Genomic DNA, 17,394 nt, shown 5'->3' with positions numbered 1-17,394 from the left:
AAACGCGAGATTTCCCAGGAAGCGCCATTATCATGGCCGCGTCCCGAACCTCGTGTGGGAGCTGCTGTGACACAACGACAAGCGCACTCGTCGGTGTCCCGTCGTTTGGCGTACGTCGTTGTCAGCATCGTCTTCGCGAACTTTCTCGCGAACGGCTTCACCTACGTGCTTCAGGGCGGGGCGACACCGGGACGGATCACGGTGTCGCTCGCGCTGCTGTTCACGATCGGGTTCCTGCAGCTGCGGGTGTTCAGCCGGCCGGGCGCGGACAACCACTCCCCGCGCGGATACCTGGCGCTGGCAGCGCTCGCCGTGCTCGTCTACGTTCCGGCGTTCTTCTTCGAGAACGCCTGGCTCGGCATGCCGGGCTTCCTCGCCGGCAGCGCGTTGCTCGTGCTGCCGAAACGGGTGCGCTGGGTGGCTTTCGGCGCCGTCGTGTTCAGCAACGGCGCGATCCAGTGGGCGACCTACCCCGACCTGGCCGCGTTCGGCTACCTCGTGCTGCTCACGTTCATCGCCGGCCTGGTCGTCTACGGGCTGTCCCGGCTGCCGTCGCTGGTCGCCGAGCTGGAACGGGTCCGGTCGGAGCTGGCCGAGCTCGCGGTCGCGCAGGAACGGCTGCGGTTCGCCCGCGACCTGCACGACCTGCTCGGGCTGAGCCTGTCCGCGATCACGTTGAAGGTCGAGCTGACCCGCAAGCTCATCGGGGTGCACGCCGAACGGGCGGCGCGGGAGCTCGGCGAGATCCTCGGCATCGCCCGCGAGGCCCTGACGGACGTTCGTGCGGTCGCGTCGAGCTACCGCGAGCTGTCGCTGACCGACGAGATCGCCTCGGCGCAGGGGGTGCTCGCCGCGGCGGGTGTCACCGTGACGATCGAGGCCGACCACGCCGAGCTGTCACCCCGTTCCCGCACGGTGCTCGCGACCGTGTTGCGCGAGGGCGTGACGAACCTGCTGCGGCACAGCGACGCCACGCGGTGCTCGATCACCATCACCGGCCAGGACCGGGTGGCGCTGGAGATCGTCAACGACGGCGTGCCGCCGGAGGCGCCGGCCGGACACGGCAGCGGCACGGCGAACCTCGCCACCCGCGCCACCGCGATCGGCGGTTCACTGGTCTCCGAGGCGGCCCCCGGCGGCACGTACCGGCTGCGCGCCGAGGTGCCCGCCGAACCGTCGTCGCAGGAGCAGGAGACGAGCAGCCGTCCGGCCCGCCCGCCGATGGCCACCCGGTTCGCCCACACGCTGCTCACCACCGTGGTGGTCTGCTACGGCCTCGGGTCGATCTCGCTCGCGCTGTACTACACCTCGACCCTGTGGCCGGCCGGGATCGTGGCCACGGTTCTCGGTGTCGCCGGGTCGGTCGCGCTCGTGCTCAGCTGCTTCGCCAGGGCGCATCCGCCGGGCTGGTCGGCCCGCACCGCCGTGGCGCTCGGGCTGCTCGCGGTGTGCGTCTACGTGCCGGAGCTCGTTTTCCAGAACGCGTACCTCGGGTTGCCCGGCTTCCTCGCGGGGTGCGCGATCCTGGTGCTGCCGCCGCGCTACGGCTGGGCGGTCTTCGTGGCCGTGGTCGCAGGCCAGGTGTACCTGCAGGTCGTGCTCGACGGCACGATCGTCGGGATCGCGTGGGGCTTCCTCGCCACCACGAACCACGGCCTGGTCGTGTACGCGCTGACCAGGCTGCGGCAGATGGTGAACGAGCTGCACGAGGCGCGCGAGGAACTGGCGACGGCCGCGGTCACGACGGAACGGCTGCGGTTCGCGCGCGACCTGCACGACCTGCTCGGCTACAGCCTCTCCGCCATCACACTGAAGAGTGAACTTACGCACCGACTGGCGACCATCGACCCGGCGCGGGCGCGGCAGGAGCTCACCGAGGTGCTCGAGATCTCCCGGCAGGCGCTGGTGGACGTGCGGTCTGTGGCGTTGAGCTACCGCGAGCTGTCGTTCGACGAGGAGACCCAGTCGGCGCAGGCGTTGCTGTCCGCGGCCGACATCGAGGTGACCGTCCGCATCGACGCGTGCGACCAGCTGCCCAAGGACGTGACGGTGACGCTCGCGACGGTGCTGCGCGAGGGCGTGACGAACCTGTTGCGGCACAGCAAGGCCGAGCACTGCGAGATCGTGCTGAACAGCTCGCGGCACCTGGTGACGATGGACATCATCAACGACGGGATCGCGGTGGCCGAGCAGAGGTCCCGCGACGGCAGCGGAATCGGCAACCTCACGACTCGCGTCCGTGCTTTGGGCGGAGACCTGCACGCCGGTCTCACTCCCGAGCGCACGTTCCGGTTGCGCGCGGAGATCCCGTTGAACTGAGTTCAACGGGATCTGGTCGCTCACACCATTTCGAGGACCGCGCAGCCCCAGCTGTAGCCGGCACCGACGCCGAACATCACGATCCGCTGGCCCGACTCGGCCTTGCCGCTCTCGACGAGGTGGTCGAGGCTCGCGAACTGGTCGCCGGCGCCGAGGTGGCCGACCGTGCGGCTCCACTCCCACGTGGTGCGTTCGGGCGCGATGTCGTACGGGCGCAGGTAGTTCACGTCCAGGCGCCGCCGGCCGAAGTGCGGCAGGATCACCCAGTCGGCGTCACCGATCTTCATGTCGGCGTCCGCGAGCGCTTCCTCCACGCACCGCATCTGGCCCGCGTTGGCCTTGTTGATGCCGTAGGAGAGCCCGAACTCGCGGCTGAACGTGTGCTTGGCCTCCTCGAAGTCCACCGGGATGCGGTGCGAGAACGGCGCCAGTCCGAACGGCACGTCGCCGCGGTGGAGCGGTTCCAAGTCCGAGTCCGCATTGATAGCCAACGAAAGCAGCCTCGCGTACCCGCCGCGCTGGGTCAGCACGATCGCCGACGCGCCGTCGCCGTAAGGGGTTCCGGGGTCGGTGCGCCACCGGTCGATGCCCGGCAGGCAGAAGCGGTCCGAGGTGGTCAGGAGAGCGTCTTTGCCCGGCCTGGAACCCAGGTACGCCACCGCGAGGTCCAGCGCGGCCATGCCGCCGTTGGACATCTGCCGGATCTCCAGTGCCAGACAGTTGTTCCGGACGGTCTCTCGTTGGATGTACGAGCCGACCGGCCACAGGTCCTGGCCCTGGTGGTAGGTGGTGGCGTGCAGGATCAGGTCGACGTCCTCCGGCCCGGACCTCGCGCGCTGCAACGCGATCCGCGCCGCGGCGACCGCCATCTCGGCCGCCGACTCGTGCGGTGACACGGCGACCGACTCGACGTCCGTGCGCGCGACGAGCTTCGGCTCGCACTCCCCCGAGGCGATCGCGTCCGCGACGGTCAGCGTCTCTGGCAGGCGCACTCCGTTGCCACTGACGAAAACATCCTTCACTCGCACTGCGGTCAGACCTCCTTCAGCGCGCGTGCGACGCGCACCACGCGTTCCGCCTGCACTTGGGCCGCCTGCAACGCGATGTCGCAGACGGGCCGGTTGTCCGCGCCCAGGACGTGGGAGGTGCCGTAGGGATTGAGATCTCCTCCCGGCGGCACGATGATCCCGCCGAAGTGGCAGACCATGTTGTAGATCGACACGAGCGTTGTTTCCATGCCGCCGTGAATGCTGCCGCCGCTGGTGAAAGCGCTGTACACCTTGTCGGCCAGCAGGCCGCTGAACCACGCGGGCCCCAGCGTGTCGATGAACTGCTTGAGCTGCGCGGACACGTTGCCGAACCGGGTCGGCGTGCCGAAGACGACCGCGTCGGCCCACAGCACGTCGTCGACCGCCGCGATCGGCACGTCCTCGGTGTCCTTCAGATGCGCCGCCCACGCCGGACGCGACTGCACAGCCGCCTGGGGCGCCAGTTCCGCCGCCCGCACCAGCCGCACGTCGGCGCCGCGTTTCTCGGCCGTCTCGGCGATCTCGGTCGCCAGGCGGTGAATCGTTCCCGTCGAGGAGTAGTACACGACCGTCACGTTGACGCTGCGATCCATGGCGCATCCCTTCGCGAAGCAGCTCACTTCACCCTTGTGGTGCCGCCTCGATGTGGCGTGGAGCGCGACATGAACGTTGGGAGATAAGGTGGCGCGCGGAGGGGCGCGATGATCAGGGTTCTGCTCGCGGAGGACATGCACATGGTGCGCGGTGCTCTCATCGCGCTGCTCAACCTCGAACCGGACATCGAGGTCGTGGTCGAGGTGAGCTCGGGCGACAAGATCGTCCCGGCCGCGCGTCAGCACAAACCCGACGTCTGCGTGATCGACATCGACCTGCCGATCCTCGACGGGCTGACCGCCGCGTCGACGATCCGCGAGACGATGCCGCAGGTCAGGACGTTGATGCTGACGTCGCTCGGCCGTCCGGGGACGTTGCGCCGGGCGTTGGCGGCCCGCGTGGACGGTTTTCTGCTCAAGGACGCGCCGCCGTCGGAGCTGGCCGACGCGATCCGCCGGGTCGCCGGTGGCGAACGCGTCGTGGACAGCCAGCTCGCACTGGCCGCCTGGGACCGCGGCGAGTGCCCGCTGACCGACCGCGAGCTGGAGGTGCTGCGGCTGGCGGCGAACGGCGCCGACGCGCCTGACATCGCTGTCGCGCTGTCCCTTTCGGTCGGGACGGTCCGCAACTACATGACCACGATCATGACCAAGCTCAACGGGCGCAACCGGGTGGACGCCATCCGCATCGCCGAGGAAGCCGGCTGGCTCTAGCCAGGCGGGATCCGGCTCCGCGGACGGCGTGCGCATCTAGGCCGCCTGCTGCTGGCTCGTGCGCAGGTCGAAGCCCGGCCGGGCGACGATCTCCGGGGTGAGCCGGCTGCCCGCCTCCAGGACCCGGCGGCCCATGAGGAAGTCGATCGGGCGGTTGTAGGCCTCGATGCCGATCAGCCGGTCGTCGCGGAAGCAGAACACCGAGAACCTGCCCTCGGCCGGGTCGCCGACGGTGACCGTGCGGTCGTGGCCATCGGTGAGGCCCGCGATCTGCAGTTTCACGTCGTACTGGTCGCTCCAGAACCACGGCAGGGCGGTGTAGGGCTCCGCGCTGCCGAGGATGGCGCTCGCGACGGTCGTGGCCTGGTCCGTGGCGTTCTGCACGGACTCCAGGCGGGTGAGGCCGCCGGTGAGCGTGCTGGCGAACCGCGCGCAGTCGCCGACCGCGTGGATGCGGGGGTCGACGGTGCGCAGGTGGGCGTCGACGATGATGCCGTTGTCGACCGCGAGGCCCGCTCGCTGCGCGACCTCGGTGTTCGGGATGACGCCGATGCCCGCGACCACGAGGTCCGCGACGAGCACGCTGCCGTCCGTCAGTTCGACGAAGCCCTCCCTGACCGCGCCGACACCCGTTCCGGTGAGGATCTGCACGCCTTCGGAGCGGTGGCGGTTGGTCAGGTGCTTCGCCGTTTCCTTGGACAAGGCACGCTGCATCACCTGCGGCTGGGTTTCGACGACCGTCACCTCGTGGCGCAGTTTCCTGACCACGGCGGCGAATTCGAGTCCGATGAACCCGCCGCCGATGACGACGACGTCGAGGCCGATCTGGCCGTCGAGCTTCTGCCTGATGGCGTCCGCGTCCGCGACCGTGCGCAGGTTCAGCACGTGCTCGGCGCCGGGGATGGGCAACGGACGTGGCCGCGCTCCCGTCGCGAACACGAGGTGGTCGTAGCCCACCGTTCTCGCGCACCCCAGCACGGCGACCCGTGCGTGCCGGTCGACCCCGATCACCCGTTCGTTCTTGATCAGCTTGATGCCGTGGTCGTCGTAGTAGGAATCCTGTCTCAAGGCGAGCCCGGCGAGGTCGGTCTCCCCCGCCAGGTAGGCCTTCGTGAGCGGCGGCCGCTGGTACGGCGCCACCTGCTCGTCACCGACGATCGTGATGGGGCCGCGGTGTCCCTGTTCCCGCAGGGACACCGCGACTTGGCAACCCGCCTGCCCGGCCCCGACGACGACTACCGACTCGCCGCGCATGTCAGTAGTTGCCCAGCCCGCCGCAGACGTTGAGCGCCTGCGCGGTGATCGAGGACGCGGTGTCCGTGGTCAGGTACGTCACGAGACCGGCGACCTCTTCCGGCGTGCTGTACCGACCCAGCGGGATCTTGGCGTTGAACTTCTCGAGGACCTCGTCCTCGGTGACACCCCAGTGGTTCGCGTAGCCCTGCCTCACCCGGCCGGCCATGGGGGTCTCGACGTAGCCGGGGCACACCGCGTTGACGGTGATGCCGGACTTCGCGAGCTCGATGCCGACGGCCTTGGTGAAGCCGACGACGCCGTGCTTGGACGCCGAGTAGGGCGCGGCGAACACGACACCCTGCTTGCCGCCTGTGCTCGCGATGTTGATGATCCGGCCCCAGGTCTGCTTCACCATCTGGCCCGTGCTGAGAACCTCTTTGGTGAAGCGGAAAACGCCGTTGAGGTTGGTGTCGATGACGTCCAGCCAGAGGTCCTCGTCCAGCTCGGCGGTGATGCCGCCGCCACCCCGTCCCGCGTTGTTCACGAGGATCTCGATGGGGCCGAATGCCTGTACGGCCTTCTGGACCGCGTTGCGGATGTCCTCTGTGGACGTGACGTCGGTGGCCGCGCCGTCGGCCTCGATGCCTTCTTCTTTGAGCTGCTTCACCGTGGTCTGGACGTTCTCGGCGTTGCGGGCCACGACGAAGACCGCGTGCCCCTCCCGGCCAAGGCTGCGCGCGACCTCGAGCCCGATTCCACTGGTGGCGCCCGTGACCAGGGCGACCCGTCGCTTGCTCATGCGTCTTCTCTCCCTCAGAGTTGCTTCTCGGGCATGTGCACGACGAGCCCGTCCTGCTCCTCGGTCACGGGCAGCTGGCAGCTCAGCCGGCTGTTCTCCTTGCGCTCGCAGGCCGTGAAGTACAGGAGCTCGTCCTCGACCTGGTGCATCTGCGACAACGGCTTGGTGTTCTCCGGGTCCACGTACACGTGGCACGTGCCGCAGGAGGCCCCACCACCGCACTGGGCGACAATTCCCTTGATGCCGTTGAGAACCGCGCCGCGCATCACGGAGTCGTTCTGGGCAACGTCGACAACGGTCTCGATGCCGTCGTGCGAAACGTAAGTGATCTTTGGCATGGCAGTTCTCCCACGGATCTGCGGCTCGCCGGACGCTGTTCACCTTGCTTTGCACCGCTTTGCACGTGGTGGAGACCACCTTGAGCGCTCAGGACCCGGTGCTCCGGCCGCTTCGAGTGATGGTCCACGTGCCCTGGAACGCGCCCACGGCAGGCACAACCACAACCGACGGCTGCCCTCGCCCAGGCGTCCCCATCACCCAGAAGTGGCCCGTGGCGGGTGGGCGGGGTGGTGGCCCGTTGCTCCGGTGGCATTCGAGGCGTTCTTGCGACGCTGCGGTGTCGGCGTACACCCACACGCGGAGGTTCCACCGTGCCCCTCAAGGAGTTCTACGACCAGCAGGTGAACTGGTCACCGCCGTTCGAGGACGGCCTTGAACGCGCGACCGTCGTCGTGCCGCGCGACTATTCCGACCCGGACGGACCCAAGCTGACCATCGCCCTGGCCCGTCTCAAGGCCACCGATCCGAGCAGGCGGCGGGGTGTTCTGCTGGCCGTCAACGGCGGTCCCGGCGGGGACGGTGGTGACGGGCTCGCGCTGATCAAGCACTTCGGCGCCCGCGTCAGGACCGCCTACGACCTCATCGGGTTCGACCCGCGCGGGTACGGCGAGTCCACCAAGCTCTACAGCGAGGTGACGATTCCCAAGGCGCCGTTCGACTCCCGGCCGCCGGACTCGCTGTTCGAGCAGCTGGCCGAGGACATGCGGCTGCGCGAGCTCGGCTGTGAGAAGGCCGGCGGCGAGCTGCGCCCCCACATCACGACCCGCAACACGGCACGCGACATGGACCTGATCCGGGTCGTGCTCGGCGAGGAGAAGATCTCGTTCGTCGGGTACGCCTACGGGACGTACGTCGGCGCGGTGTACGGCACGATGTTCCCGGAGCACCTCGACCGCACCGTGCTCGACTCGTGCATCAATCCACAGTGGACGTGGCGCGAGCAGTTCGTCACGCAGGCGGAGGCGGTCTACCGCAACGTCCTGCTGTGGGCCGGCTGGACCGCGGACCGCGACGGCCACTTCCACCTCGGTCAGAACACCGACGAGGTCATCGCCGAGATCGAGGCCGTCGTCGAGAAGCTGGAAGAAAAAGACCAGATCCACCTGCGCACGCTGCTGGACGGCGCGGTCGGCACGAGGGCCACGGACCGCGCGCAGTGGGACTCGCTGGGCTACCTCATCGGCGACCTCCGCACCGCCCTGCAGGACGGCAACGTCGACAAGGCGCGCACGCTGATCGTCGGCCAGGGCACGTGGCGGCCGCAGGACCAGGAGGGCGACCTGCGGGTCGGCGTGCTGGAGGCCATCACGCTGGAGACCTACTGGCCGCAGGACCTGGAGGTCTACTACGACGACGTCCGCAAGCACCGCGCCCAGCACCCGTACGGCTACGGAGTTCTCAGGGCTCAGCCTTGGGTCGGCGCGTTCCGGACGTTCGAAAGCCTTGAGCCGCCGACGAAACTCGCCCAGCCCGGCTACCCCAAGGGGCTCGTGGTGCAGGCGGACGGCGACCCGATGGACCGCTACGAGGGCGGCGTGGTGCTGGCCGAGCTGCTGGGCCACCCGCTGGTCGTCATCGAGGACTCCGGCGACCACGAGGTGTACGCCTTGGCGGGCAACGAGGTTCTCGACGACCTGGTCGACCGCTACCTCGTCGACGGCGAACTGCCCGCCGAAGCGCGGGTCACCGTCCCAGGACACGTCCACCGCCCGGACATTCCCCAGGACTGAAACCGAAAGGGCCCCGCGGCGAACCGCGGGGCCCTTTCTCGTACGACCCTTTCTCGTACGGCTCAGACGTCCCAGGTGACCGGCATCTCCCAGAGGCCGTAGATCACGGCGCCCTCCTTGCGCGGCATCTCCAGGAACGGCTTCGCGAGCCGCAGCGACGGGATCCGCTGGAACAGCGTCGACCACACCAGTTCCATCTCCAGGCGCGCGAGGTCGGCGCCGATGCAGTGGTGCAGGCCGTGGCCGAACCCGAGGTGCTTGCGGGTGCCGCGTTCCAGGATCAGCTTCTCCGGCTCCGGGAAGACCTCCGGGTCGCGGTTGCCGTTCAGCACCAGGCACAGGATGCCGTCGCCGGCCTTGATGGTCTTGCCGCCGATCTCGATGTCCTCCAACGCGACGCGCGGAACCGCCGTGTCACCGATGGTGGCGATGCGGACGAGCTCCTCGACGGCCGGCTCGATCATGCCCGCGGGGTCGTCCAGCAGCAGCTTGAGCTGGTCGGGGTTCTCCAGCAGGGCGGCGGTGCCCAGCGACAGCATCGACGCGGTGGTCTCGTGGCCGCCGTTCATCAGCAGGCGGATCATGTTGAACAGGTCGCGGCGCGTGTACTCCTCGCCGGACGCGGCGTACTCGGCCATCGCGCGGCTGAGCAGGTCGTCGCCGGGTTCCTTCTCCTTCAACGTGATCAGGTTGTCGACGTAGGCGTTCACCTCGACGATGGCCGCCTGGCGCTGCTCGGTCGTCGAGTGACCGCCGAGCAGGCACGTGCCGTGGTGGATGAAGAAGTCGTGCTCGTCCTGCGGGATGCCGAGCAGCTCGCAGATCACGGTCATCGGGACGGCCAGCGAGAACTCGCGGTGGAAGTCGATCGGCGGCGTCATCGTCAGGATCTTGTCGATGTACTGGTCGACGATCTCCTGGACGCGCGGGCGAAGGCGCTTCACCTGGCGGTTGGTGAACGTGACGGCCGCCTTGCGCCGGGTCTTGGTGTGCTCCGGGTTGTCGTAGCCGATGAACGACGTCTCGGTGCGGTACTCCGGCGGCGCGACGAAGTAGAACGGGAAGTTGTCGTGCTTGCGCGAGGCGCTGATCCGCGGGTCCGTCAGGATCTTCTTGATCGTGTTGTAGCCGCTGATCGTCCAGATCCTCAGCCCGGAACCGGTCAGCGTGACCTCGACGACGTCTTCCTCGCGCATCTCCTCGTACTGCGCCGGCGGGGTGAAGGGGCACTGGCGCTTGTACGGGAACGTCTCCGCACCGGTCTCGGTGGCGCTGCTGGTCATCGGTCGATTCCTCCTGGTTCGGGTTGGCTCACGCCAGGTCAGCGCCGCCATCGAGCGTGATGATCTGACCGGTCACCCACGAGCTCGCCGGCTCGGCGAAACGGGTGATCCACGGCACGACGTCGTCGACCTCACCGGTGCGCCCCAGTGGCGTCTGCGAGGCCTGGAAACCGAAGTAGCCCTCGATCTCCTCGGGGCTCAAACCGTTGGCCGCGTAGACCTCCGTGCGCACGGCGGCGGGCGCGACGGCGTTGACGCGGATGCCCTGCGGCGCGAGCTCCAGCGCCCAGCTGCGGACCAGGCTGTCCACGGCGGCCTTGCTGGCGCCGTACACGCCACCGCCCGGTACGGCGATGTGGCCCGCGTTGCTGGAGACGAACACGATGCTGGCGCCGGGCGAGGTCAGCAGCGGCAGCAACGCGGCGGTCAGCACCAGCGGGCCGACCAGGTTGGTCTCCAGCACGTCACGGGCGGTGCCGAGGTCGAAGCCGGCGACGGGGGTGAAGCGGAAGATCCCGGCGTTGTGCACGAGCACGTCGACCCGGCCCGTGCCCTCCTTCACCGCGCCGGCGACCTTCGCGGTGCCCTCGGCCGTCGTCACGTCCGCGACCACCGCGCTGATCGCGGGGTGCAGGGCGACGACCTCGGCGAGCCGGTTCTCCCGGCGGCCGGTGATGATCACGTTCGCGGCGCCGAGGTCGGCGAACGCCAGCGCCGCCGCGCGGCCGATGCCGGTTCCCCCACCCGTCACGACGACCTGCTGTCCGGCAAATGGTGCGTCCGACATGACGCCTCCAGCTTCTTTCACTCGGTAGGACAGTCACCGCCAACCCTGCTCGGTGGCCCTTGAGTCCAGGTCTAGGTCGGACGGAAACCATGGGAGGCATGGGAGGCATGGGAGTCGTGGGTAGCTGGCGGGCACGGGTCGGCAGACCGGGCGGCGAGACCGTGAGCGAGTTCGAGTTCGCGCAGGACGGCACGGCAACGCTCGTGCTGGGAGGCAAGGGATCCGGCACCTGGACGGCGACCGGCGCCGGCACGTTCTCCTACCGGATCCTCGAAGAGCACGCGGAGGGCTCGATCGAGATCGCCCAGGACGCCGTGCTGCAAGGCGACGGGTTCGTCAGCAGCGGCATCACGACAGTGCGCCTCGCGGACGGGAGCACCGTCCGCGAGGCGCACATCAGGATCACCGCGATCAGGAGAACTTGACCGTCACGTTGCCGGTGTACTTGCCCGCCAGCAGCGACAGCAACGCCTGCGGCGCGGCCTTGACCCCGCCCTCGACGATGGTGTGGGGGAACACGAACTTCCCCTCCTGCAGCCACTGTCCGAAGTGGACCACCCAGTCCTGGATCTGCTCCGGCGTGTGGTAGCAGGCGAACGGGCGGATCTCCAGGTGCTTGGTGATGGCCGTCATCAGGTCCAGCCGCGGGTGCTCGGCCTTGCCGTCGACCTGGTTGGCCAGTGCGCCGCACAACGCGAAGCGCGCGTGCGGGCGTGCGGCCTGGATCGCGGCCTCGAACTGCTCGCCGCCCACGTTGTCGAAGAACACCGTGATGCCGTCCGGTGCCAGCTCCCGCAACCGGTCGACGACGGGACCGTCGTTGTAGTCGAAAGCCGCGTCGAACCCGAGCTCGTTCACCAGCCAGTCGACCTTGGCCTTGCTGCCGGCCGACCCGATCACCCTGGCACCACGTGCCTTCGCGATCTGCCCGGCCAGCGACCCGACACCACCGGCGGCACCGGTGACGAACACGACGTCACCCTCACCGGCCTGCGCGATGGTCGCCATGCCGTAGTACGCCGTCGGTCCCTGCGACAGGAAGTAGACCGGGCTGGGCACGTACTGCGGGTTCTGCTTGATGAACTGCTGCGCCGGCCCGACCCAGTACTCCTGCCAGCCGCCGAACGCCTGCACGGTGTCGCCGACCGCGAGGTCCGGGCTGTTCGACTTCACGACGGTACCCACACCGCCGCCACCCGCGGGGTCGCCGACCTTCCACGGCGGCACACCGGGGATCTGGCAGTCCGACCTCATGAACTCCTTGAAGGCCGCGGCCACCGACACGTAGTCGACGCGCACCAGCACCTCGCCGTCACCGGGCTCGGGGACGGCCACCTCGACGACGTCGAAGTGCTCGAGGGTCAGGTCGTCCTCGACGTGCTGGGCGAGCCTGACCTCCCACTGCTTGTCTGGCATGACTCTCCTTCTCTAGCCCCAGGTGACGGGGAAGGTGACCAGTGAGTGGTTGATCTCGCCCTGGTGCCACTTCAAGTCCTCGTACGGCACCGCGAGCCGCAGGTCCGGGAAGCGGCGGGTCAGGCCCTCGATGGCAATGGCCATCTCCATGCGCCCCAGCTGTTTGCCGAGGCAGTAGTGCACGCCGTGCCCGAAGGCGATGTGCGGGTTGCTGGCGCGGTCGATGTCGAGCTGGTCCGGGTCCTCGAACACGTCCGAGTCGCGGTTAGCCGAGGAGAGCACGAAGAAAACCACGTCACCCTTCGCGATCTTCTGGCCGCCGAGCTCCAGGTCCTCCGACGCGATGCGGTGGAACCCGGTGGTGTCGGTGGCGAAGAGGTTGACGTGCCGCAGCAGTTCCTCGACCGCCGCCGGGATCAGCGACGAGTCCGCGACCAGCCTCTTCCACGTGTCCGGGTGGTCGGCGAGCAACGCCAGCACCGAGTTGGAGATCTGGTTCGCGGCGGTGTCGAAGCCGGCGCCGATGAGGGTGAACGCGAAGGTCACCAGCTCCTGCTCGCTCAGCTTGTCGTCGTTGTCGCGCGCGGAGATCAGGTCGGACAGCATGTCCTGGCCGGGGTTCTCCCGCTTCTGCGCGATCAGTCCCATGACGTACCCGGCGAGCCGCCCGAACGCCCGCATCGGCGCCTCGGGGTCGTTCTCGTCGAACGTGGCGAACGCCCGCGCGTCGGTCTCGAAGATCTTCAGGTCCTGGGTGGGCACGCCCAGCAGGTCGCCGATGATCGTCAACGGCAGCGGAACGCAGAGCGCCTCGACGAGGTCGACCGGCCCGCCCTTCACCATGATCGCGTCGAGCAGTTCGTCGCACACCTGCTGCACGCCCGCGCGCATCGCCTCGACCTTGCGGACGGTGAACGCGCCCATCACCAGCTTGCGCAGCCGGGAGTGCTCCGACCCGTCCAGCGAGATGATCATCTCGGGCGTGGTGGCCATCGCGCCACCCACCGCGGGCGCGCCCTCGACGCACGTCAGAGCGCGGCTCAGGCGTGGATCGGCGAGCCCGGCGCGGACGTCCTCGTACTTGGTGATCACCCAGGCCGGCGTGCCGGAGCTGGTCCGCACCTTCGCCACCGGGCATTCCGCGCGCAGCCGGTCGTACTTGGGATCCGGGCCGCGGTAGGAGGAGCCGGTGAACGGGAACTCCTCGTCCAGTTCAAGGGGCAGCACGGGACACCTCCGGGTGCGGGATCGGCTCTCGCCCGAACCCTGCTCCGCCCGCCTCGAACGCCGCTCGAAACCCCGAACATCAGACACAGCGTCAACCCGGAATCTAGGCGCCGTACCTACCTTCGCGCCATGGACACTGCACTCGTGCCGTTCCGGGTCGAGGTTCCCGACTCCGAACTGGCGGACCTCCAACGGCGACTGGCGGCGACAAGGTGGCCGGACGCGGAGACGGTCGACGACTGGTCACAGGGCATGCCCCTGCACTACGCCAAGGAACTGGCCGAGTACTGGGCGAACGTCTACGACTGGCGTGCCACCGAAGCGCGCCTCAACGCCGTCCCGCAGTTCAAGACGTCGATCGACGGTGTCGGAATCCACTTCCTGCACGCCCGTTCACCGCACCCGCAGGCACGTCCGCTGCTGCTCACCCACGGCTGGCCCGGTTCGGTCGCGGAGTTCCTGGACGTCATCGAACCGTTGACGAATCCCGCCGACCCCGCCGACGCGTTCCACGTCGTCGCGCCCTCCCTGCCCGGTTACGGGTTCAGCGACAAGCCGACCGGAACCGGCTGGACGCTGGAGCGCATCGCGGCGGCGTTCGTGACGCTGATGGACCGGCTCGGCTACGAGAGGTTCTTCGCGCACGGCAACGACTGGGGCTCGTTCATCACCGGCATCCTCGGCCACATCGCGCCGGAGAACGTCGAGGCCATCCACCTCGTCATGCCGTTCGCGTCCGCTCCGCAGACCGAGGTGCAACTGTCCCAAGAGGACTACAAGGGTCTCGGCGCGCTGAAGGAGTTCGCTGCCAAGGAGTCCGCGTACGCGGCGGTGATGAACACGAAACCGCAGTCGCTGGCGTACGGCCTGACCGACTCCCCCGCGGGCCAGCTCGGCTGGGCCGGCGAGAAGTACTGGTCGTGGAGCGACCACGACGGTGACGCCGAGAAGATCATCCCGCGTGACCGGATCCTGGACATGGTGTCCGTCTGCTGGTTCACCGCCACCGCCGCGTCGTCGGGCCGGTTGTACTGGGAGAGCTACAACAAGTCGCCGCTGACCCAGGTCGACGTGCCGACCGGCTTCTCGGTGTTCCCCGCCGACGCGCGGATGCCCAAGGCGTGGGCAGAACACCGGTTCACCGATCTTCGCTACTGGAAGGAGATGCCGGCCGGCGGCCACTTCCCCGCACTGGAGAACCCGGCCGTGCTGGTCGAGGAGCTGCGGACGTTCTTCCGCCTGGTGCGCTCATGACGGCCACGATCAGCAAGCCGGGCACCAAGCTCGGCCTGGTGCTGGCCGTGTGCTGCCTGGCGCAGTTCATGAACGTGCTGGACGCGTCGGTCATGAACGTCGCTCTTCCGTCCATCTTCGAGGAACTGAAGTTCGAGCGGCACGACCTGCAGTGGGTGAACAGCGCGTACACGATCGCGGTGTGCGGGTTCCTGCTGCTGGGCGGGCGGCTCGCCGACCTCTTCGGGCAGCGCCGGGTGTTCTTCTTCGGCGCCACCCTGTTCACGGTCGCGAGCGCGGTCGGCGGTATGGCGACCTCGCCCGGCACGTTGATCGCGGCCCGCGGGTTCCAGGGTCTGGGCGCGGCCGTGATGGCACCGGCGTCGCTGACCGTCCTCGGCACGACGTTCACCGATCCGACGGCCCGCGCGAAGGCTTTCGGCTGGTGGAGCGCGGTGTCCGGGTCGGCGGGCGCGGTCGGGGTGCTGCTCGGCGGCATCGTCACCGAGTCGCTCGGCTGGCGCTGGGTGCTGCTGATCAACGTGCCGCTCGGCATCGCGCTGATCGCCATGATCCGCGGTGGCGTGCCGGAGACCGCGAGCAACGGCGGCCGCAAGGGCCTCGACGTGCCGGGCGCGATCACCGTGACGATCGGCCTGATGGCACTGGTGTTCGGCATCGCGCAGTCGCACGAGCTGGGCTGGGGTTCGTGGCAGGTCAGCGGTTCGCTGGTGCTCTCGGTGATCCTGTTCGCGTTGTTCCTGCGCCAGCAGACGAAGTCCGACCACCCGCTGATGCCGCTCGGCATCTTCCGCAACCGCGCGGTGACCGCCGCGAACATCGTGGCATTCTTCGCGGTCGCGGCCCTGTTCAGCACTTTCTACTTCCTCACGTTGGTGCAGCAGCAGGTCCTGGACTTCAGCCCGCTCCAGACCGGCCTCGGCTACCTGCCGTTGTCGATCGGCATCGCTGTCGGTGGCTTCGGGGTGGCGCGGATCGTGCCCAGGATCGGCCCGCGTCCGGTGCTGGTCGCGGGGCTGATCACCGCGACCGTCGGACTGTTGTGGGTGTCGTCGGCGAACGAGAACTCGACGTTCCTGGGCGCGATCCTGGTCCCGACCACGTTGCTGGGCCTGGGAATGGGCGCGGTGCTGAACGCCACGACCAACGCCGCGACCTCGGGTGTGCCGCGGGAGCAGGCAGGTCTGGCGTCCGGTCTGCTCAACACGATCCGCCAGATGGGCAGCGCGATCGGGCTGGTCACGCTCGCCACGATGTCGTCGGCTCGTGCGGATTCCCTGCTGGCCCAAGGGCAACCGCTGCAGCACGCGCTCGGTTCCGGCTACGGGCTGGCGTTGTTCGCCGCCGGTGTCTTCACCTTCTGCGGTGCCATGGCCGCGTTCGCCGTGCCGCGCAAGAAGTAGAGCGAAAGGCCCCCAGAGCGAAAGGCCCCCAGAGCGTTCTGGGGGCCTTCTCCGTTCAGAAACCCTTGCCGTGCAGGTCGACGGGCAGCGCGACCAGCCGGTGGTTCATGTCGGCCTTCTGCCACTCCAGTTCTTCCTCCGCCACCGCGAGACGGGCGGCAGGGAAGCGCCGGGTCAGCTCCTCGAACGCCTCGGTCAGTTCGATGCGGGCGAGCGGCGCGCCGAGACAGCGGTGAATTCCGTATCCGAACGCGATGTGCTCGTTGTCCGCCCGCCCGAAGTCCAGCGTGTCGGGCTCGCCGAACACCTCGGAGTCGCGGTTCGCCGAGCCGGTCGACACGAACACCGCGTCGCCCTGGGGAATCGTGACGCCGAACAGCGTCACGTCCTCCACCGCGATCCGCGGCAGTCCGGTCGTGTCGTTGGTGGACAAGGTGATCCAGCGCAGCAGTTCCTCCACCGCCGCCGGCACTTCCTCCGGGTGCTCGCCGAGCCTGACCCAGACGTCCCTGTGGTGTCCCAGCAACGTGAGGACCGAACTGGCCAGGTGACACGCCGTGGAGTCACCACCGGCGCCCAGCAACGTGTAGCCGAGGCCGATGAGCTCACCGACCTCCAGCCTGTCGTCGCCGATCCGCACCTGGGTGAGCGCGGACAGCACGTCGTCGCCGGGCTCGTTCATCTTGCCGAACACCAGCGCGGCCATGTACTCGCCGAGCTTCTCCCCCGCCGCGGCCGCGATCTCCGGCGCGTCCACCGCCGCGAACTCCCGGATCAGCCGCGCGAACGTGTCACGTTCCGCGGCCGGAACCCCCAGCAGGTCGCTGATCGCGATGATCGCCAGCGGGAACGTGAACTTCCCGAGCAGATCCACCGGTCCTTCCAGGGCTTCTTCGCCCACACGATCCAGCAGGTCACTCACGAGCTGGCGGATTCTCGGTCGCATGGCCTCGATCAGGTCGGCCGAAAACGCTTGCGAGACGAGGTCCCGCAGCCGCGTGTGCGCGGGCGGGTCGAGTGAGATGATCATCCCGGGCGGTGCCTGGAACAGTCCGGGGAACGTCGGCGCCGTCGGTTCGTAGGACGCCGCGCGGGAGAACCGCACGTCGTCGAGCACCGCCCGGACCGACTCGTGCGTCGTGGCGACCCAGCAGTGCCCGCCACCGGCCGCCGGCAGACGCACGACCGGCCGGGACGCGCGGAACCGGGCGAACTCCGGCGCCGGACCGCGGTAGCTGGATCCGGGAACAGGAAAGGAAACCACCG

16 protein-coding genes are annotated in these 17,394 nt (G+C 68.7%); 6 read left to right on the top strand and 10 right to left on the bottom strand.

Annotated features, from left to right (window positions below):
- The first annotated feature begins 66 nt into the window (after nt 1-66).
- Entirely contained in the window at nt 67-2,319 is a 2,253-nt protein-coding gene (locus ABZ345_RS13330; RefSeq protein ID WP_359846803.1) for a histidine kinase, read from the top strand.
- A gap of 20 nt (nt 2,320-2,339) precedes the next feature.
- Here ABZ345_RS13330 and ABZ345_RS13325 read toward each other — a convergent pair whose 3' ends face one another.
- Both ABZ345_RS13325 and ABZ345_RS13320 read right to left on the bottom strand, forming a co-directional pair.
- Nucleotides 2,340-3,347, bottom strand: coding sequence for a ketoacyl-ACP synthase III family protein (locus tag ABZ345_RS13325; protein ID WP_359846800.1), 1,008 nt, complete (start codon nt 3,345-3,347; stop codon nt 2,340-2,342).
- A 5-nt stretch (nt 3,348-3,352) separates the two neighbouring features.
- The gene (locus tag ABZ345_RS13320; protein ID WP_359846797.1) at nt 3,353-3,940 is read right to left on the bottom strand and encodes an NAD(P)H-dependent oxidoreductase; all 588 of its coding nucleotides are present in this window, start codon (nt 3,938-3,940) and stop codon (nt 3,353-3,355) included.
- Nucleotides 3,941-4,048: 108 nt separating this feature from the next.
- On the opposite strand from ABZ345_RS13320, the gene ABZ345_RS13315 reads away from it, so the two are divergent.
- Entirely contained in the window at nt 4,049-4,654 is a 606-nt protein-coding gene (locus ABZ345_RS13315; RefSeq protein ID WP_359846794.1) for a response regulator transcription factor, read from the top strand.
- 36 nt (nt 4,655-4,690) lie between these two features.
- On the opposite strand, the gene ABZ345_RS13310 is transcribed toward ABZ345_RS13315, so the two are convergent.
- Genes ABZ345_RS13310 through ABZ345_RS13300 form a run of 3 tightly spaced genes read right to left on the bottom strand, consistent with a single transcriptional unit; the run spans nt 4,691 to nt 7,027 of the window.
- Nucleotides 4,691-5,908: an FAD-dependent oxidoreductase gene (locus ABZ345_RS13310; RefSeq protein ID WP_359846791.1), complete on the bottom strand. Its 1,218-nt coding sequence runs from the start codon at nt 5,906-5,908 to the stop codon at nt 4,691-4,693.
- 1 nt (nt 5,909) lies between these two features.
- Nucleotides 5,910-6,689, bottom strand: a complete 780-nt coding sequence (locus tag ABZ345_RS13305; RefSeq protein ID WP_359846788.1) for an SDR family NAD(P)-dependent oxidoreductase — start codon at nt 6,687-6,689, stop codon at nt 5,910-5,912.
- A 14-nt stretch (nt 6,690-6,703) separates the two neighbouring features.
- Complete coding sequence (locus tag ABZ345_RS13300) at nt 6,704-7,027, bottom strand: 2Fe-2S iron-sulfur cluster-binding protein (RefSeq protein WP_359846786.1); 324 nt, start codon at nt 7,025-7,027, stop codon at nt 6,704-6,706.
- A gap of 312 nt (nt 7,028-7,339) precedes the next feature.
- On the opposite strand from ABZ345_RS13300, the gene ABZ345_RS13295 reads away from it, so the two are divergent.
- The gene (locus ABZ345_RS13295; RefSeq protein WP_359846784.1) at nt 7,340-8,758 is read left to right on the top strand and encodes an alpha/beta hydrolase; all 1,419 of its coding nucleotides are present in this window, start codon (nt 7,340-7,342) and stop codon (nt 8,756-8,758) included.
- Between the two features lie 62 nt (nt 8,759-8,820).
- On the opposite strand, the gene ABZ345_RS13290 is transcribed toward ABZ345_RS13295, so the two are convergent.
- Both ABZ345_RS13290 and ABZ345_RS13285 read right to left on the bottom strand, forming a co-directional pair.
- The gene (locus ABZ345_RS13290; RefSeq protein ID WP_359846782.1) at nt 8,821-10,041 is read right to left on the bottom strand and encodes a cytochrome P450; all 1,221 of its coding nucleotides are present in this window, start codon (nt 10,039-10,041) and stop codon (nt 8,821-8,823) included.
- A 28-nt stretch (nt 10,042-10,069) separates the two neighbouring features.
- On the bottom strand, nt 10,070-10,828 hold the full coding sequence (locus ABZ345_RS13285) for an SDR family oxidoreductase (RefSeq protein WP_359846780.1): 759 nt from the start codon (nt 10,826-10,828) through the stop codon (nt 10,070-10,072).
- 98 nt (nt 10,829-10,926) lie between these two features.
- Here ABZ345_RS13285 and ABZ345_RS13280 point away from each other — a divergent pair, with 98 nt between their 5' ends.
- On the top strand, nt 10,927-11,253 hold the full coding sequence (locus tag ABZ345_RS13280) for a hypothetical protein (RefSeq protein ID WP_359846777.1): 327 nt from the start codon (nt 10,927-10,929) through the stop codon (nt 11,251-11,253).
- Here ABZ345_RS13280 and ABZ345_RS13275 read toward each other — a convergent pair.
- Nucleotides 11,240-12,244, bottom strand: a complete 1,005-nt coding sequence (locus tag ABZ345_RS13275; protein ID WP_359846774.1) for an NADP-dependent oxidoreductase — start codon at nt 12,242-12,244, stop codon at nt 11,240-11,242. The two genes, ABZ345_RS13280 and ABZ345_RS13275, sit on opposite strands and share 14 nt — an antisense overlap.
- Before the next feature lie 12 nt (nt 12,245-12,256).
- The gene (locus ABZ345_RS13270) at nt 12,257-13,471 is read right to left on the bottom strand and encodes a cytochrome P450 (RefSeq protein ID WP_359846771.1); all 1,215 of its coding nucleotides are present in this window, start codon (nt 13,469-13,471) and stop codon (nt 12,257-12,259) included.
- 129 nt (nt 13,472-13,600) lie between these two features.
- Between ABZ345_RS13270 and ABZ345_RS13265 the strand changes: the two genes are divergently transcribed.
- Entirely contained in the window at nt 13,601-14,725 is a 1,125-nt protein-coding gene (locus ABZ345_RS13265; protein ID WP_359846768.1) for an epoxide hydrolase family protein, read from the top strand.
- Nucleotides 14,722-16,128 carry an MFS transporter gene (locus ABZ345_RS13260; protein ID WP_359846765.1) on the top strand — a complete coding sequence of 469 codons (1,407 nt, stop codon included), beginning with the start codon at nt 14,722-14,724 and terminating at the stop codon, nt 16,126-16,128. Before ABZ345_RS13265 ends, ABZ345_RS13260 begins: the two co-directional genes overlap by 4 nt.
- Before the next feature lie 55 nt (nt 16,129-16,183).
- Here ABZ345_RS13260 and ABZ345_RS13255 read toward each other — a convergent pair whose 3' ends face one another.
- Nucleotides 16,184-17,392, bottom strand: a complete 1,209-nt coding sequence (locus ABZ345_RS13255) for a cytochrome P450 (RefSeq protein WP_359846762.1) — start codon at nt 17,390-17,392, stop codon at nt 16,184-16,186.
- Nucleotides 17,393-17,394 lie beyond the last annotated feature (2 nt).

This window comes from Lentzea sp. NPDC005914 (genome assembly GCF_040629405.1).
Classification (GTDB): Bacteria; Actinomycetota; Actinomycetes; order Mycobacteriales; family Pseudonocardiaceae; genus Lentzea.
This window is presented reverse-complemented; position numbering and strand designations above follow the sequence as displayed.

Coding starts and splice junctions, on each gene's coding strand:
- ABZ345_RS13320 (WP_359846797.1), bottom strand. CDS start 3,940: ATGGATCGCAGCGTCAACGTGACGGTCGTGTACTACTCCTCGACGGGA.
- ABZ345_RS13315 (WP_359846794.1), top strand. CDS start 4,049: ATGATCAGGGTTCTGCTCGCGGAGGACATGCACATGGTGCGCGGTGCT.
- ABZ345_RS13310 (WP_359846791.1), bottom strand. CDS start 5,908: ATGCGCGGCGAGTCGGTAGTCGTCGTCGGGGCCGGGCAGGCGGGTTGC.
- ABZ345_RS13305 (WP_359846788.1), bottom strand. CDS start 6,689: ATGAGCAAGCGACGGGTCGCCCTGGTCACGGGCGCCACCAGTGGAATC.
- ABZ345_RS13300 (WP_359846786.1), bottom strand. CDS start 7,027: ATGCCAAAGATCACTTACGTTTCGCACGACGGCATCGAGACCGTTGTC.
- ABZ345_RS13290 (WP_359846782.1), bottom strand. CDS start 10,041: ATGACCAGCAGCGCCACCGAGACCGGTGCGGAGACGTTCCCGTACAAG.
- ABZ345_RS13285 (WP_359846780.1), bottom strand. CDS start 10,828: ATGTCGGACGCACCATTTGCCGGACAGCAGGTCGTCGTGACGGGTGGG.
- ABZ345_RS13280 (WP_359846777.1), top strand. CDS start 10,927: ATGGGAGGCATGGGAGTCGTGGGTAGCTGGCGGGCACGGGTCGGCAGA.
- ABZ345_RS13275 (WP_359846774.1), bottom strand. CDS start 12,244: ATGCCAGACAAGCAGTGGGAGGTCAGGCTCGCCCAGCACGTCGAGGAC.
- ABZ345_RS13265 (WP_359846768.1), top strand. CDS start 13,601: ATGGACACTGCACTCGTGCCGTTCCGGGTCGAGGTTCCCGACTCCGAA.
- ABZ345_RS13260 (WP_359846765.1), top strand. CDS start 14,722: ATGACGGCCACGATCAGCAAGCCGGGCACCAAGCTCGGCCTGGTGCTG.